This is a genomic window from Allobosea sp. CCNWLY174, from assembly GCF_037120455.1.
Taxonomy (GTDB): Bacteria; Pseudomonadota; Alphaproteobacteria; order Rhizobiales; family Beijerinckiaceae; genus Allobosea; species Allobosea lupini.
In genome coordinates this window covers 158,511-172,076 of record NZ_JBBBBQ010000005.1, presented here as the reverse complement: position 1 = coordinate 172,076, position 13,566 = coordinate 158,511, and the positions used below count along the sequence as shown (strand labels likewise).

Here is a 13,566-nt window from a genome sequence, read left to right as displayed (position 1 = left end):
GGGGCCACGAAGCAGAAAAAGAACGCGCGGATTGTCGGGGGCCGCGATGGCTTTTCGTCCTTTGGATGCCAAGCCCGTCAAGCAGTCCGTGGGAGCCTGCCGATGACCGTCATCATCACCGCCTTTGAACGCTCGCCCGACCGGGGCAATGGCCTGGCGCGCGATATGCGCGTGCGTTGGGCGCTTGAAGAGGCCGGCGAGCCCTACGAGGTCCGGCTCCTGTCGTTCAAGACGATGAAGGAGCCCGCGCATCTCGCGATTCAGCCATTCGGGCAGATCCCGACCTATGAAGATGGCGATCTCACCCTGTTCGAGTCGGGGGCGATCGTGCTTCATGTCGCGGAGCGCCATCCCGGCCTGCTGCCGGACGAGGCGAAGGCCCGGGCGCGGGCGATCATGTGGATGTTCGCGGCGCTCAACACGCTGGAGCCGCCGATCTTCGACCGCAGCCTGGTCAGGATCCTCGAGCGCTACAAGCCCTGGTACGAGGAGCGCCTGAGCGCCCTCGACGATATCATATGCAAGCGGCTAGAGGGCCTCTCCAGCCATCTCGGCGATGCGGATTGGCTCGACGGTGCATTCAGTGCGGGGGATCTCCTGATGGTGACGGTGCTGCGCCGGCTGCAGGGTTCGGGCCTGCTGGAGGAGCGGCCGAACCTTGCCGCCTATGTCGCCCGCGCCGAGGCGCGACCGGCTTACCAGCGCGCTTTCGAGGCTCAGCGAGCCGTGTTCGCGGCCTCACCGGCGAGTTGAAGCAGCGCTGGGACGGGACGCGTACGGCTCTGCCGGTGCGGGATTTGAAGCTAAATCGAAGCCGGGTTCTTAACGTCTGTCGAATATCGAGCCCTCGAGACGTGGGAGCGCGATGTTCAACAAGCAGAGTCATCCCCTGCCGGCAGCGGTCGAAGCCGAGATCATTTCTCGTCTGTTCAACGCTCTGCCCCAGATCGGCTTCGTAACCACCTGTTTCGTCGCCGGGACGATCTTCATCGCCTGGGAAACCCGCGATGCCTGGACGTGGGCAATCCTGGGCGTCGCGATCGCGACAAGCGTCGCACGTATCGCTGGCATTCTGGCCTATCGGCGCTGGGCGCCGAAACCGATGACGCTGGAGCAGGCGCGGCGCTGGGAGCGTGCCTATTCGCTTCCGGCCCTCGCGTTCACGGTCGGCATTGCCCTTCTGACCGTCAGGGTCTTCGCTGCCGGCTGGACCAATGGTGAAATCCTCGCGGTCGGCCTGACCATGGCGCTGACGGCCGGCTCCTGCGCGCGGACCTTGCGCTACTGGCTCTGCGCAACGCTTTCGACCATCGCGTTGACCGTGTTGATCGTGATGCTTCTTCTGTCTGCTGATCCGGTCCGGATCGGCATTGCCGCATTGTTCGCGCTCTACCTGTTTTCGATCTTCGAGTCGTCGCGCCACATCGTCGGCCAGGTCGAGGCGCTTCTCATTGCAGAACGGGAACTCGAGGCTGCGGCAAGACGAGATCCCCTGACCGGCCTCGCAAACAGGCGCGCTTTCGACGAGGCGCTCGCCGAGGCTTCAGCCACCGGGGGCTTCGCTTTGCTGCTGCTCGATCTCGATGGCTTCAAGGCGGTGAACGATCGCCTGGGCCACGCCGCCGGCGACGAACTTCTGCACCAGGTCGCGGCACGGCTGTCCGGCATGCTGAGGACTGGCGACATGCTGGCACGCCTCGGCGGGGACGAATTTGCCGCGATCCTGCCGACCGCCGACACGGCTGCGGTGAAAGCGATTGCCGATCGGGCGGTGGCGCTGGTCGGGCTACCCTACGCCGTGCTCGGCGCGCCGGCGATCGTCGGGATCTCGATCGGCTTCGAGGTCGTGGAGATCGGGCACGCCGTCGATGGACAGCAGGTCAAGGAGGCGGCAGACCGCGCGCTGTATTCTGCCAAGGCGGCGGGCAAGGGCCAGGCGGTCTTCGCCAGAGCCGCCTGAACCTGAGGAGCGAGCCTCGCTCCTCTGACGGCGAGCACAGCCCTGCGTCGATCAGACCGCCGTCAGGTTCTTCATGAAGCCGGCGAAGCGCAGCAGCCCGTCCGGCCAGGGACCATGGCCGGATTCGGTGTTGATATGGCCGCTGTCGCCGGCATCGACGAACTCCGAGCCCCAGGCTTCGGCCAACGCCCTGGCCTCATCCGGCGTGCAATAGGGGTCGGTCGCGCTCGCGATCAGCACCGAGCGGAAGGGCAGGGGCTTTTGCGGGATCGCACTGAAATCGTCGGCCATGCCGGGGATGGCGCGCTTGGCGCGCTCGGAGGCCGGGGCGACCAGGAAGGCGCCGGCGACCTCATGCGGTTTCAGATGCTCGGCCGCATGCGCGACGGCGCTGCAGCCGGCCGAATGGGCGACGATGACGACGGGCTTCGTCGCGGCGCGCACGGCGGCGACGATACGGTTTGCCCAGCCGTCGCGGGTCGGCTTGTACCAGTCCTCCTGCTCGACGCGGCGGGCGGTGGGCAGCTTGGCTTCCCAACGGCTCTGCCAATGGTCGGGGCCGGAGCCCGACCAGCCGGGGACAATCAGGATGTCGGTGTCGGAGGTTTTCATAGCCGCTAGATAGCGCTCGGTTCCGTGAAATCCAGCAGGCGCCTCAGGCTTCCCCGAACACCCGGCGGAAGATCGTGTCGACGTGCTTGAAGTGATAGCCCTCGTCGAACATCGCCTCCAACTGCGCCACGGAGAGCTTGGCGGTGACGTCCTTGTCGGCCTTGAGGTTTGTGAGGAAATCCTCGCCATGCTCCCAGGTGCGCATCGCATTGCGCTGGACCATGGAGTAGCTGTCCTCGCGGCTGGCGCCGGCCTGAGTCAGAGCGAGCAGGACGCGCTGCGAATTGTGCAGGCCGCCGAGCTTGTCGAGGTTCTTCCTCATGTTCTGCGGATAGATCAGCAGCTTGTCGACGACGCCGGTGAGGCGGGCCAGCGCGAAATCGAGCGTCACAGTCGCATCGGGGCCGATCATGCGTTCGACGCTGGAATGCGAGATGTCGCGCTCGTGCCAGAGCGCGACGTTCTCCAGCGCAGGCGTCACCATGCCGCGCACCAGCCGGGCGAGGCCGGTCAGATTCTCGGTCAGGACGGGGTTGCGCTTGTGCGGCATCGCCGAGGAGCCCTTCTGGCCCGGCGAGAAATACTCTTCCGCCTCATAGACCTCGGTGCGCTGGAGATGGCGGATCTCGGTGGCGAGGCGCTCGACGCTGGAGGCCACGACGCCGAGCGTGGCGAAGAACATGGCGTGGCGGTCGCGCGGGATGACCTGGGTCGAGACCGGCTCCGGCGTCAGCCCCATCTTCTGCGCGACGTATTCCTCAACCTGCGGGTCGATATTGGCGAAGGTGCCGACGGCGCCGGAGATGGCGCAGGTCGCGATCTCGGCGCGGGCGGCGACCAGCCGGGCGCGGCAGCGGTCGAACTCGGCATAGGCCTGGGCGAGCTTCAGGCCGAAGGTCACCGGCTCGGCATGGATGCCGTGCGAGCGGCCGATGGTCGGGGTCAGCTTGTGCTCGAAGGCGCGGCGCCTGATGGCGGCGAGCAGGGCGTCGACATCGGCGATCAGGATGTCGGTGGCGCGCGCCAACTGCACCGAGAGCGTGGTGTCGAGCACATCCGAGGAGGTCATGCCCTGGTGGACGAAGCGCGCCTCGGGGCCGACGATCTCGGCGAGATGGGTCAGGAAGGCGATGACGTCATGCTTGGTGACGCGCTCGATCTCGTCGATGCGGGCGACGTCAAAGGTGGCGTCCCTGGCCTTGGCCCAGATCGTCGCCGCCGCTTCCTTCGGCACGACGCCGAGCTCGGCGAGCTTGTCGGTGGCGTGCGCCTCGATCTCGAACCAGATGCGGAAGCGCGTCTGCGGCTCCCAGATCGCGACCATCTCGGGGCGGGAATAACGGGGGATCATAGCGGGCTCGCGACGTGACGATGAAAGGCTCGCCGGCTCGCTAGCACGGACGGGCCGCCGACGGAATGCCGCAGGCCCGCTGCTGACAGCTTCGGACCCCCGTCCTGCCTAGCGTCCGCGCCGGCTGGGCGGGATGCTCCGTAGCTCTGGAGCATCGACAGACCCAAGGAGGAAAAGACCGATGTCCTATGTCGATGGTTTCGTTGCGGCCGTGCCTGCCGCCAATCGCGACGCTTATGCCGAGCACGCCCGCAAGATGGCGCCGATCTTCAAGGAATTCGGCGCGACGCGGGTCGCCGAGAACTGGGGCGACGATGTCCAGCACGGCAAGCAGACCGACTTCTATCGCGCCGTCGCGGCCAAGGATGACGAGGTCGTGGTCTTCGCCTGGGTCGAGTGGCCAAGCAAGGAGGCGCGCGACGCCGCCTGGCAGAAGATGATGGAGGATCCCCGCATGGCGCCGGGCGCCAACCCGATGCCCTTCGACGGTGCCCGGATGATCTATGGCGGCTTCGCCGGTATTGATTTGTAGAAGACGCCGTCATTCTCGGGCGGAGCGTAGCGCAGACCCGAGAATCTCATGACGAGAAGGCGCCGGCTGGAGCCTCTTTCGGCCTGAGATGCTGGGCAAGCCCGAGCATGACGCGTGGCCACTATCAGACCCAGTCGCCGCGCGCCGCCTCCGCCGCCTTGCGGATGGCGGCGATGTTGCCGGCATAGGCCGAGGGGCCGCCCTTGAACACCGCCGAGCCGGCGACCAGCGTATCGGCGCCGGCCTTGATGCAGAGCGGCGCCGTCTCCGGTGTGACGCCGCCGTCGATCTCGAGCGCGATCGGCCGCTCGCCGATCAAGGCGCGCACCTGCGCGATCTTCTCGACCACCGAATGGATGAAGCTCTGGCCGCCGAAGCCGGGGTTGACCGTCATCAGCAGGATCAGGTCGACATCGCCGATCAGCGGCTCGGCCGCGCTCGCCGGGGTGCCGGGATTGAGCACGATGCCGGCCTGCTTGCCCTGGGCCTTGATCGCCTGCAGCGTCCGGTGCGGATGCGCGCCGGCCTCGACATGGAAGGAGATCAGGTCGGCGCCGGCCTTGGCGAAGGCCTCGATGTAGGGATCGACCGGCGCGATCATCAGGTGGACGTCGAAGAACTTCTTGGTGTGCGGCCGGATCGCCTTCAGCACATCGGGGCCGAAGGTGATGTTGGGCACGAAATGCCCGTCCATCACGTCGCAATGGATCCAGTCGGCGCCGGCCTCGTCGATGGCGCGGACCTCTTCGCCGAGCTTGGCGAAATCGGCGGAGAGGATGGATGGGGCGATGCGGAAAGTGCTCATGCGGCGTGGTCTAGCGCCGCGCTGCTGCTCTCGCAATCGCGAAAGGCTGCCGTCAGGCCCGCTTCAGCGGAAACGACAGGCGTCGGTCGGCCTCGGCGATCTCGACGGCCGCCTGGGTGAAGGCGGGACGCAGCTTCAGCCGCTCGAACCAGCGTGACAGGCCGTCGAACGGCGCGAGCGAGGGGCCGCCGAGCCGAAGCGAGAACAGCACGCTCATGAACAGGGCGATATCCGCGACCGAGACGGCATCGCCGAAGAACTCGCGGCCGGCGAGCCGGTCTTCGAGCTCGGCATAGTGCTTTTCCAGGGCGTGCTCGGCGATCAGCGCATCGGCTTCCTGAGCGAGGCGCCTGGTCTGGTCGCTGCTCGGCGGGCTGGTGCGGTGCATCAGCGGCTTCAGCGCCTGCAGCATGATCTCGTCGGCATAGAGCTCGTCGAGCCGGCAGCGGGCGCGGGCGCCGGGGCAGACCGGCAAGAGCGGCGGCTCAGGATAGGCGTCTTCGAGATATTCGAGGATTATCGTGGAATCGTAGAGCACGATTCCGTCATCGTTCAGCACCGGGACCTGCCGCTTGGGGTTGAGAGCGACGACTTCGGGATGCTTGGGGTCGTAGCCGGTCGTCTGGTTGAACGGCACCATGATGCGCTCGAAAGCGAGACCTTTCTCGCGCAGTGCGATCTCGACCTTGCGCGAGAACAGGCTGAGCGGCCCCGAATAGAGCGTGATCATAACAGGAACTCCGGTTTTGCTTGCCGGAACTCTGACAAAGCTTGCAGTCAGCCCGCGTCAGCAGGGGCTTCCCTGCGTCTGATCCGCGCTGCGACACCGCGCAGCAGCCAGGGCAGCAGATAGATCGGGAACTGGGCCAGCGCGAAATACAGATAGGTGGTCGGCGGCACGCCGGCGCCGAGCGCCGCAACCAGCAGGCCCATGTTCCGCTGCCCGGTGCCGTAGCCGATCATGAAGCGCTCGGAGATGGGGAAGCGGCGCAAGGCGAGCCAGGCGCTGGCGAGGCCGACCGCGGAGACCAGGAAGGCGACGGCCAGGAACAGCGCGACCTGCCCCGGCCGGTCCATTGCCGCTTTGGTCACTCCGTCCATCGCCGCGATGGCGAAGACGAAATACATCAGCACGCCGAAGCCATCGAGATTGGGCTTGAGCTCCCGGATGCGCTCGGCCCCGAGCCAACGCCTTATCGCGAAGGCGACGGCCATGCCGCCGCCGATGAACATGACGAGCCGCAGGGCCAGCGCCAGCCGGTCGAGCGGGACGGCGGCCCCCGCCAGCCAGTCCACCAGGAACGGCGCAATGATCGGGCTCACGATGGTGGTGACGATCACCCCTGCGATGATCAGCGAAGGCTCGAAGCCGTAGAGGATGGCGACCGCAGGCGACGACATGATCGGCGGCGCCGCGCCCATGATAGCGATGCCGAGCAGAAGGCCGGGGTCGAGCGCCTCGCGCCCGAGCACAGCGAGGGCTGCGGCGATCAGCAGCGCGGGGACGAACAGCAGCCAGAGGCAGGTCACGACCAGCTTCGCCGGCCGGCGCACCAGGCCGCCGATGACGCGCAGGTCGGCGCGCATGAACACGACGGTGGTGAAGCAGAAGATCGTGATCGGCAGGAGCGGGCGCGCCGCCGCGGAGAATTGCGGCAGAGCGAGGCCAAGGAAGATCGAGAGCGCGAAGCCCTGCGTGCCGTAGCGGCCGAGCAGAGCGAGGGCGGAGGCGAGGGCGGCGAGCATCGAGACCGGAGAAGCGAAACGGGGCGCCACACTGGCCGATCCGAAGGGCGGCGTCATCTGGGGGCGGCGCAGGGCGGTACGTCGTCAGTGCGCGACCGTGGCCACAACCGGCGTCCACTTCGCTCGGAATTGCTCTAGACGCTGCTCAGCAACAGGCTGGTCTCGCTGTTCGCGACACCGTCGATCATCCGCACCTCGCGCAGGACCCTGTCGAACTCGGCGAGGCTGCCGGCGCGGATATTGGCGACCAGGTCCCAATTGCCGTTGGTGGTGTGCAGCGTATGGACCTCCGGCAGCCCGCGCAGCTTGCGGATGACCTGCGTCGTCGACTTGCCGACGACCTCGACCATCATCACCGCGTGCACGGCATTCTCATCGTAGTCGTCGCGGACGCGGGCGGTGAAGCCGAGCAGCGTTCCCGTCTCGAGCAGCCGTTCCAGCCGGTTCTGGACGGTGCCGCGGGCGACCCCCAACACGATCGCAAGCTTGGAGAGCGAGGCCCGGCCATCGGCCCGCAGATGCGTGATCAACGCGCGATCGAGCGTGTCGGGGACATATTTGGCAATCTCTGCGACCATCGAGGCTCCTGACCGAAAGAGCGATTCAGGTAAGCAATCTGTTCAATTGATTGTCGAAAATAACACAGTTCTGATCTTTCGGCCAACATGCCGCCAGCTGTAGAATCGCCTCTCAACAGCACGGGACCTGGCACTGCCGATGACCGCATTACCTCCCTCCGCGAAGGCGATGGTGCCGTTCGTCAGCGTCGACAACATGATGCGCCTCGTCCATCGGGTCGGCATCGAGACAATGCTGCGCGAGCTCACTGATCGCATCGAGGAGGATTTCCGGCGCTGGGAGAGCTTCGACAAGACACCGCGCATCGCCAGCCATTCGCGCGACGGCGTGATCGAGCTGATGCCGACCTCGGACGGCACGATCTACGGCTGCAAATACGTCAACGGTCATCCCAAGAACGTCGCCTCCGGCCTGCAGACGGTCACTGCCTTCGGCCTGCTGGCCGAGGTCGCCAGCGGCTATCCAGTCCTGCTCACCGAGATGACGCTGCTGACCGCGCTGCGCACCGCCGCCACCTCCGCCATGGCGGCGCGGCAGCTGGCGCCGAAGGGCGCCCGCACCATGGCGATGATCGGCAATGGCGCGCAAGCCGAGTTCCAGGCGCTGGCGATGAAGGCGGTCATCGGCATCGAGGCGGTCAGGCTCTACGACATCGATCCCGCCGCCACCGAGAAGACGCGGCGCAACCTGCAGGGGAGCGGGCTGGCGGTCACCGCCTGCGGCACCGCGCAAGCAGCCGTCGAGGGGGCTGAGATCATCACCACCTGCACCGCCGACAAGCAGTTCGCGACGATCCTGACCGACAACATGGTCGGGCGCGGCGTCCACCTCAACGCCATCGGCGGCGACTGCCCGGGCAAGACCGAACTCCACCGCGACATCCTGCTGCGCGCCGACACCTTCGTCGAATACCCGCCACAAACCTGGATCGAGGGCGAGATCCAGCAGATGGAGAAGGATTATCCGATCACCGAGCTCTGGCGCGTCGTCACTGGGCAGGCGCCGGGCCGGCGCGATCCCACGCAGATCACGCTGTTCGACAGCGTCGGCTTCGCGATCGAGGACTTCTCGGCGCTGCGCTATCTGCGCGAGCGCATCGCCGGCACGGACCTCTACCAGAACCTCGACATGATCGCCGATCCGGACGAGCCGCGCGATCTCTTCGGCATGCTGCAGCGCGCCGCCGACTGACCTTCCAACGCGATCGAGCTCCAGGGCCGGAACGGGCGCGTCCTCGCCTTGTCGACGATGGCCTTTTCCGCTTTGACCTCCGAACAGCTCGGCATCATCGGCGAGAGTGCGCGGCCGCTGCCGCTCGCGCTCCCGACGATCGAGCGGGCCGGTGGTTCGACCCGCTGTACGATCGCCGGGGTGCATCTGAATCCGCGTTCTTTCCCGTCATCGGAATGACGAGTGCAAGCCTGTGCAGAAAATTGCGCAGGATCAGCTTGGATTCCAACTCGGGTCGCTGCACTGCAATAGGTGCGGCAGAAGCTGCGAAACTTTGCCCGTTTATCCGCAACATTCAACGAAATGGCTGACAGCGCTGCGGCTGGCGCTATTCTTGCTGGCGGGGAAGGCTGGCGGAGACAGGGCCGATGCGTACGGACGCGATCGTTGTTGGGGCGGGCATCGTCGGGATTTCGGTGGCGCTGCATCTGCAAAAGGCAGGCCGCTCGGTGCTGCTGGTCGATCGCGGCCAGCCCGGCGGTGAGACCAGCTACGGCAATGCCGGCCTGATCCAGCGCGAAGGCGTCTACCCCTACGGCTTCCCGCATGATTTCGGCGCGCTCATCCGCTATGCGATGAACAACACCATCGATGCGCACTACCATTGGAACGCGATCCCCAAGCTCGCCCCCTTCCTGTGGTCGTACTGGATGCATTCGCGCGCCTCGCAGCACGAGGCGATCGCCCATAAATACGCGACCCTGATCGAGCATTGTGTCACCGAGCACGACGCGCTGGCGCAGGAAGCCGGCGCGACCGATCTCCTGCGCCGCAAGGGCTGGATGAAGGTCTTCCGCACGCAAGCGCAGCAGGATGAACGGCTCGCCGAGGCCGAGCGCTGGAAGCGCGATTACGGCTTGAACCATCGCGCGCTCGACGTTGCGGCCTTGCGGGCCGAGGAGCCGCATCTCGACCAGAGCCTGATCGGCGGCCTGCATTGGACCGATCCGGTGACGGTGATCGACCCGCTCGGCCTGTCCAAGGCCTATCTGGCGCTGTTCGAAAAGCTCGGCGGGCGCTTCGCCCAGGGCGATGCCGGCACGCTCGCGCAGGACGGCGATCGCTGGAGCGTGACACTGGCCGATGGCACCAAGGCGCTCGGCATGGACGCGATCGTGGCGCTCGGCCCCTGGGCCGACGTGCTGACGAACCGGCTCGGCTACCGTCTGCCGCTGGCGGTCAAGCGCGGCTATCACATGCATTACAAGCCGCTCGGCAACGCCGTGCTGAATCATCCGGTGCTCGACACCGAGCGCGGCTATTTCCTGGCGCCGATGCGCCAGGGCGTGCGCCTCACCACCGGCGCCGAATTCGCCAATCGCGGCGCGCCGAAGACGCCGGTGCAACTCGCCCGGGCCGAGCCGATCGCCAAGACCCTGTTCCCGCTGGGCGAGCGGCTCGAAGCCGAGCCCTGGCTCGGCAATCGGCCGTGCACGCCGGACATGATGCCGATCATCGGTCCGGCGCCGAAGCACAGGAACCTGTGGTTCTCCTTCGGCCACGCCCATCATGGGCTGACGCTGGCGGCGGTGACCGGCCGCATGGTCGCCGAGATGGTGAGCGGCCAGAAGGTCTTCGTCGATCCCACGCCGTTCGCACCGGCGCGGTTCGGCTGAATCTCAGGCGGGGCGCAGCGCCGCATTCCGCCGCACCAGCCAGACGGCGAAGGCCGAGGCGGTCACGTACATGATCAGGCTGTAGATGCCGGGCACCACGGCTGCGGCCGGATTGCGCAGCACGTTGAGGGCGATGAAGATCGCCAGCGCGGCATTGTGGATGCCGATCTCCATGGCGATCGCCACCGCCTGGCCCTTGGGCAGGCGCAGCGCCAGCGGGGCGAGGTAGCCGGTGAGCATGCTGACCAAGTTGAAGGCGAGGCAGGCGCCGCCGACCGCGATCAGGCTCGGCAGCAGTGCCTTGCGCTCGATATAGATCGCACCGGCGATCAGGATGGCGAGGACCAGGATCGAGAAGATCTTGATAGGTTTCTCGGCGCGAATGGCGACGCGTTCGGCGCGCGCCCGCAGCAGCATGCCGAGCGCGACCGGGATCAGGATGATTGCGCCGACCTCGATCACCTTGCGATGCGGCGGCGGCACGTACTGGCCGTTGCCGAGGAAATAGCTCAGCGAGAGATCGAGCACGATCGGCAGCGTCAGCAGGCAGAGCAGGCTGTTGACCGCCGTCAGCGTGATGTTGAGAGCCACGTCGCCGCGGGCGAGGTGGCTGTAGATATTGGCCGTTGCGCCGCCCGGAGCGGCCGCGAGCAGCATCAGGCCGACGGCGTGATCGGGCGACAGCTTGAGGCCGATCGCGATCGCGAAGGCGGCGAGGGGCAGCAGCAGGACCTGGAGGAAAAGACCGAAGCCGACCGCCAGCGGATAGCGGGCAATACGGCGGAAGTCCCCGATCGTCAGGCTCAGGCCCAGTCCGAGCATGACGATGCCAATGGCGAGCGGCAACAGCAGATCGGTCACGATCGAACCCTGCATTGCGCGCTTCCCCTTGTCGGCCTTTTCTATGCCGTTGCGTCAGGCTAGTTGAGGAATGGATCCTACGCCACGGACTGGGTTGGATCTTTTCGTAGCAAGGTTTCCGATTCTTTCGATGATGCTCAGAAAGACGCGCAGACCGGCTTGAGAATCACTCCGACCGATTGCTGGTGGAAGCGGTGCTTGTAGGCTTCGGCGATGGCGGCGACCTTGTCACGATTCGCAGGTTCATCCGAGATCGCGATCTGGACCAGCTTGCTGGGCTCGCGGATCAATCGGCCACGCTCGCGGTCACGATATTGCCCGCTGGCGTCGAGAATGGTCAGTCCGTCAGGGAAGCGCGGCGTCAGCTCTTCATCGACGAAGCGGCGGAAGGCCGCTTCGCTGACGCCGATGCTGTCGCCGATCTTGCGGCCGAAGAGCAGCTCGGCTGAGAGCATTGCCTGCTGGCCGGACAGGCAGGAATGGGGCGCAAGGCCGGCGCAGCCGGCGAGGGTGCTTGCAATCAGAAGCGCAAAGCTGAGTCGGATCATGGCCTTGCCCCTGTCGGCTGAGAGATCGATTCAGTCAGCCGAGCTATGCGCCGGGCATTGCCGCCTCAGAAGCGCTGTGGGCTGAAATGGCCGACGTCGATCGCCGGCGAACGGCCGGCGATCAGCGCGGCGACGAGATCGGCCGTCGCGGTCGACTGGGTCATGCCGTAATGGCCATGGCCGAAGGCGTAGACGACATTGGGATTGCGGCTTGCCTTGCCGATCACCGGCAAGGAATCCGGCAGCGATGGCCGGAAACCCATCCAGACCCTGCCGCTGTCGAAAGCCGGCAGGCCGTCCACCAGCCTCGTTGCCTTGTCGTAGAGCGCCCTTGTGCGGGCATGGTTGGGCGGCGCCTTGAGACCGCCGAACTCGACCGCACCGCCGATGCGCAAGCCGCTTTCCAGCGGGGTCATGACGAAGCCGTCATCCTTGAAGCCGATCGGCCGGCTGGTCAGGCCGGTCACGCCGGGAAAGCTGACATTGTAGCCGCGCTCGGTGTCGAGGGGGATGGTATCGCCCATCGCCGCCGCCAACGGCTTCGACCAGGCGCCGGCCGCGACGACGACGCGATCGACGACGCGCTGCCAGCCATCGGGGCCGACCAAGGCAGGGCGCTCGCCCAGCGAGATGTTGGTGACCTCCGCCTTCTCGAAGCTGGCGCCGCGCGCGAGCGCCGTCTCGAACAGGGCCATGGTGAGGGCGAGCGGGTCGCTGATATGGGCGCAATCGGGATGGAAGGCGGCGCCAGCGAAGCGATCCCTGAGCGCCGGCTCGAGCTGGCGCAGCTCCTGCGAGGGCAGCATGTCGACGGCGATGCCGGCGGCGCGCTGGCGCCGGGCGAGCGCTTCGAGGCCGGCGGTGTCGCCCGGATTGCTGTAGGTGTAGAGCGCGCCGCGGCGATGGATATGGTTGCTGATGCCGGCCTTTTCGCCACGCGCCAGCCAGGCCGGCAGCGCCAATTGCTGGATCGCGATCATGCCGGCGATCGAGCGCTCATAGGCGGCCGGGCGGGCTGCGAGCAGGAAACGCGCCAGCCAGGGCAGCAATTGCGGGAGATAGCCGAGGCGGATCGCCAGCGGCCCGAGAGGATCGAGCAGGAAGCCCGGCACCTTGCGCAGCATGTTCGGGCTGGCGATCGGCAGCACGTCGGTATGCGCGATGATGCCGGCATTGCCGCGCGAGGGACCGAAGGCCGGCCCCTCCTTGTCGAGGATCAGGACCTCGTGGCCCTCGTCGAGCAGGGCGTGGGCGGTCGCCGTGCCGACGATACCGGCGCCGATGATCGCGATCTTCATGTGGTGGGCAGCAGCTTGAGGGCGGCCGGCTGCTTCACCTCGATCTCGACGAAGGCGATCGGGTGGGGCGAGCCGTTCATCACGTCGTGCTGGATGCCGGCCTGGCGCATATAGGCCTGGCCCTGTGCCAGCGGCACGTCTGTTTCCTTGGTGCCGTCATGGATGCGCAAGGTCCCGGCGACCAGCATGATCACGAAATAGGGCCAGCCATGGCTGTGCCAGCCAGTGACCGCGCCGGGTTCGAAGTCCCAGCGGGTGATCCGGACGGTGTCGTCGTCCTGCTGAAGCGTGGCGACGGCGGGGATCGTGCAGGTGAACGCCATGTCGCCTCCATACGCGGATTATTTACCGTCGATCGGCCGGCTTGCCCGCCTTGCGGTTCTGGTGAAAGTTCTGATATATCAATGCTGTCCGACGCGTCAAGCATC

15 protein-coding genes and 1 pseudogene are annotated in these 13,566 nt (G+C 66.5%); 6 read left to right on the top strand and 10 right to left on the bottom strand.

What is annotated here, in order from left to right; all coding sequences use genetic code 11:
• The first annotated feature begins 102 nt into the window (after positions 1 to 102).
• Positions 103 to 753 carry a glutathione S-transferase family protein gene (locus V7S63_RS16990; RefSeq protein WP_336531057.1) on the top strand — a complete coding sequence of 217 codons (651 nt, stop codon included), beginning with the start codon at positions 103 to 105 and terminating at the stop codon, positions 751 to 753.
• A gap of 112 nt (positions 754 to 865) precedes the next feature.
• Positions 866 to 1,960, top strand: a complete 1,095-nt coding sequence (locus V7S63_RS16985; RefSeq protein ID WP_336531056.1) for a GGDEF domain-containing protein — start codon at positions 866 to 868, stop codon at positions 1,958 to 1,960.
• A 51-nt stretch (positions 1,961 to 2,011) separates the two neighbouring features.
• On the opposite strand, the gene V7S63_RS16980 is transcribed toward V7S63_RS16985, so the two are convergent.
• A complete protein-coding gene (locus tag V7S63_RS16980) occupies positions 2,012 to 2,572 on the bottom strand; it encodes an RBBP9/YdeN family alpha/beta hydrolase (RefSeq protein ID WP_100965005.1) in 561 nt (186 codons plus the stop codon).
• Positions 2,573 to 2,615: 43 nt separating this feature from the next.
• On the bottom strand, positions 2,616 to 3,923 hold the full coding sequence (gene purB / locus V7S63_RS16975) for an adenylosuccinate lyase (protein WP_091841058.1): 1,308 nt from the start codon (positions 3,921 to 3,923) through the stop codon (positions 2,616 to 2,618).
• Between the two features lie 181 nt (positions 3,924 to 4,104).
• Between purB and V7S63_RS16970 the strand changes: the two genes are divergently transcribed.
• Positions 4,105 to 4,455, top strand: a complete 351-nt coding sequence (locus V7S63_RS16970; RefSeq protein WP_336531055.1) for a DUF1428 domain-containing protein — start codon at positions 4,105 to 4,107, stop codon at positions 4,453 to 4,455.
• A 124-nt stretch (positions 4,456 to 4,579) separates the two neighbouring features.
• Here V7S63_RS16970 and rpe read toward each other — a convergent pair whose 3' ends face one another.
• From rpe to V7S63_RS16950, 4 genes are all read right to left on the bottom strand, one after another.
• Positions 4,580 to 5,260 (bottom strand): ribulose-phosphate 3-epimerase, encoded by a 681-nt coding sequence (gene rpe / locus V7S63_RS16965; RefSeq protein WP_336531054.1) that lies wholly within the window; start codon positions 5,258 to 5,260, stop codon positions 4,580 to 4,582.
• Between the two features lie 52 nt (positions 5,261 to 5,312).
• The gene (locus V7S63_RS16960) at positions 5,313 to 5,990 is read right to left on the bottom strand and encodes a glutathione S-transferase family protein (RefSeq protein WP_244543995.1); all 678 of its coding nucleotides are present in this window, start codon (positions 5,988 to 5,990) and stop codon (positions 5,313 to 5,315) included.
• 47 nt (positions 5,991 to 6,037) lie between these two features.
• Positions 6,038 to 7,036, bottom strand: a complete 999-nt coding sequence (locus V7S63_RS16955; protein WP_336531053.1) for a hypothetical protein — start codon at positions 7,034 to 7,036, stop codon at positions 6,038 to 6,040.
• A gap of 104 nt (positions 7,037 to 7,140) precedes the next feature.
• Positions 7,141 to 7,584: an Lrp/AsnC family transcriptional regulator gene (locus V7S63_RS16950; RefSeq protein ID WP_100964995.1), complete on the bottom strand. Its 444-nt coding sequence runs from the start codon at positions 7,582 to 7,584 to the stop codon at positions 7,141 to 7,143.
• Positions 7,585 to 7,723: 139 nt separating this feature from the next.
• Here V7S63_RS16950 and V7S63_RS16945 point away from each other — a divergent pair, with 139 nt between their 5' ends.
• The 3 genes and pseudogenes from V7S63_RS16945 to V7S63_RS16935 all read left to right on the top strand — a co-directional run bounded on the left by V7S63_RS16945 (position 7,724) and on the right by V7S63_RS16935 (position 10,431).
• A complete protein-coding gene (locus V7S63_RS16945; protein WP_336531052.1) occupies positions 7,724 to 8,776 on the top strand; it encodes an ornithine cyclodeaminase in 1,053 nt (350 codons plus the stop codon).
• 6 nt (positions 8,777 to 8,782) lie between these two features.
• A pseudogene (locus V7S63_RS16940) lies at positions 8,783 to 8,995 on the top strand (arginine deiminase-related protein); the annotation flags it as partial.
• Between the two features lie 188 nt (positions 8,996 to 9,183).
• Positions 9,184 to 10,431, top strand: coding sequence for an NAD(P)/FAD-dependent oxidoreductase (locus V7S63_RS16935; protein WP_336531051.1), 1,248 nt, complete (start codon positions 9,184 to 9,186; stop codon positions 10,429 to 10,431).
• Between the two features lie 3 nt (positions 10,432 to 10,434).
• On the opposite strand, the gene V7S63_RS16930 is transcribed toward V7S63_RS16935, so the two are convergent.
• The 4 genes from V7S63_RS16930 to V7S63_RS16915 all read right to left on the bottom strand — a co-directional run bounded on the left by V7S63_RS16930 (position 10,435) and on the right by V7S63_RS16915 (position 13,461).
• Positions 10,435 to 11,307, bottom strand: a complete 873-nt coding sequence (locus tag V7S63_RS16930) for a bile acid:sodium symporter family protein (protein ID WP_336531050.1) — start codon at positions 11,305 to 11,307, stop codon at positions 10,435 to 10,437.
• 122 nt (positions 11,308 to 11,429) lie between these two features.
• Positions 11,430 to 11,840, bottom strand: coding sequence for a DUF3574 domain-containing protein (locus V7S63_RS16925; RefSeq protein ID WP_336531049.1), 411 nt, complete (start codon positions 11,838 to 11,840; stop codon positions 11,430 to 11,432).
• A 65-nt stretch (positions 11,841 to 11,905) separates the two neighbouring features.
• Positions 11,906 to 13,138: an FAD-binding oxidoreductase gene (locus tag V7S63_RS16920; RefSeq protein ID WP_336531048.1), complete on the bottom strand. Its 1,233-nt coding sequence runs from the start codon at positions 13,136 to 13,138 to the stop codon at positions 11,906 to 11,908.
• Entirely contained in the window at positions 13,135 to 13,461 is a 327-nt protein-coding gene (locus V7S63_RS16915) for a cupin domain-containing protein (RefSeq protein ID WP_100964983.1), read from the bottom strand. The genes V7S63_RS16920 and V7S63_RS16915 overlap by 4 nt, the downstream gene beginning before the upstream one ends.
• Positions 13,462 to 13,566: the final 105 nt, after the last annotated feature.

Bases quoted from the DNA above. Each gene is read 5' to 3' on its own strand.
- V7S63_RS16930 (WP_336531050.1), bottom strand. From the start codon at position 11,307: ATGCAGGGTTCGATCGTGACCGATCTGCTGTTGCCGCTCGCCATTGGC.
- rpe (WP_336531054.1), bottom strand. From the start codon at position 5,260: ATGAGCACTTTCCGCATCGCCCCATCCATCCTCTCCGCCGATTTCGCC.
- V7S63_RS16920 (WP_336531048.1), bottom strand. From the start codon at position 13,138: ATGAAGATCGCGATCATCGGCGCCGGTATCGTCGGCACGGCGACCGCC.
- V7S63_RS16980 (WP_100965005.1), bottom strand. From the start codon at position 2,572: ATGAAAACCTCCGACACCGACATCCTGATTGTCCCCGGCTGGTCGGGC.
- V7S63_RS16970 (WP_336531055.1), top strand. From the start codon at position 4,105: ATGTCCTATGTCGATGGTTTCGTTGCGGCCGTGCCTGCCGCCAATCGC.
- V7S63_RS16985 (WP_336531056.1), top strand. From the start codon at position 866: ATGTTCAACAAGCAGAGTCATCCCCTGCCGGCAGCGGTCGAAGCCGAG.
- V7S63_RS16960 (WP_244543995.1), bottom strand. From the start codon at position 5,990: ATGATCACGCTCTATTCGGGGCCGCTCAGCCTGTTCTCGCGCAAGGTC.
- V7S63_RS16990 (WP_336531057.1), top strand. From the start codon at position 103: ATGACCGTCATCATCACCGCCTTTGAACGCTCGCCCGACCGGGGCAAT.
- purB (WP_091841058.1), bottom strand. From the start codon at position 3,923: ATGATCCCCCGTTATTCCCGCCCCGAGATGGTCGCGATCTGGGAGCCG.
- V7S63_RS16950 (WP_100964995.1), bottom strand. From the start codon at position 7,584: ATGGTCGCAGAGATTGCCAAATATGTCCCCGACACGCTCGATCGCGCG.
- V7S63_RS16935 (WP_336531051.1), top strand. From the start codon at position 9,184: ATGCGTACGGACGCGATCGTTGTTGGGGCGGGCATCGTCGGGATTTCG.
- V7S63_RS16945 (WP_336531052.1), top strand. From the start codon at position 7,724: ATGACCGCATTACCTCCCTCCGCGAAGGCGATGGTGCCGTTCGTCAGC.
- V7S63_RS16915 (WP_100964983.1), bottom strand. From the start codon at position 13,461: ATGGCGTTCACCTGCACGATCCCCGCCGTCGCCACGCTTCAGCAGGAC.
- V7S63_RS16925 (WP_336531049.1), bottom strand. From the start codon at position 11,840: ATGATCCGACTCAGCTTTGCGCTTCTGATTGCAAGCACCCTCGCCGGC.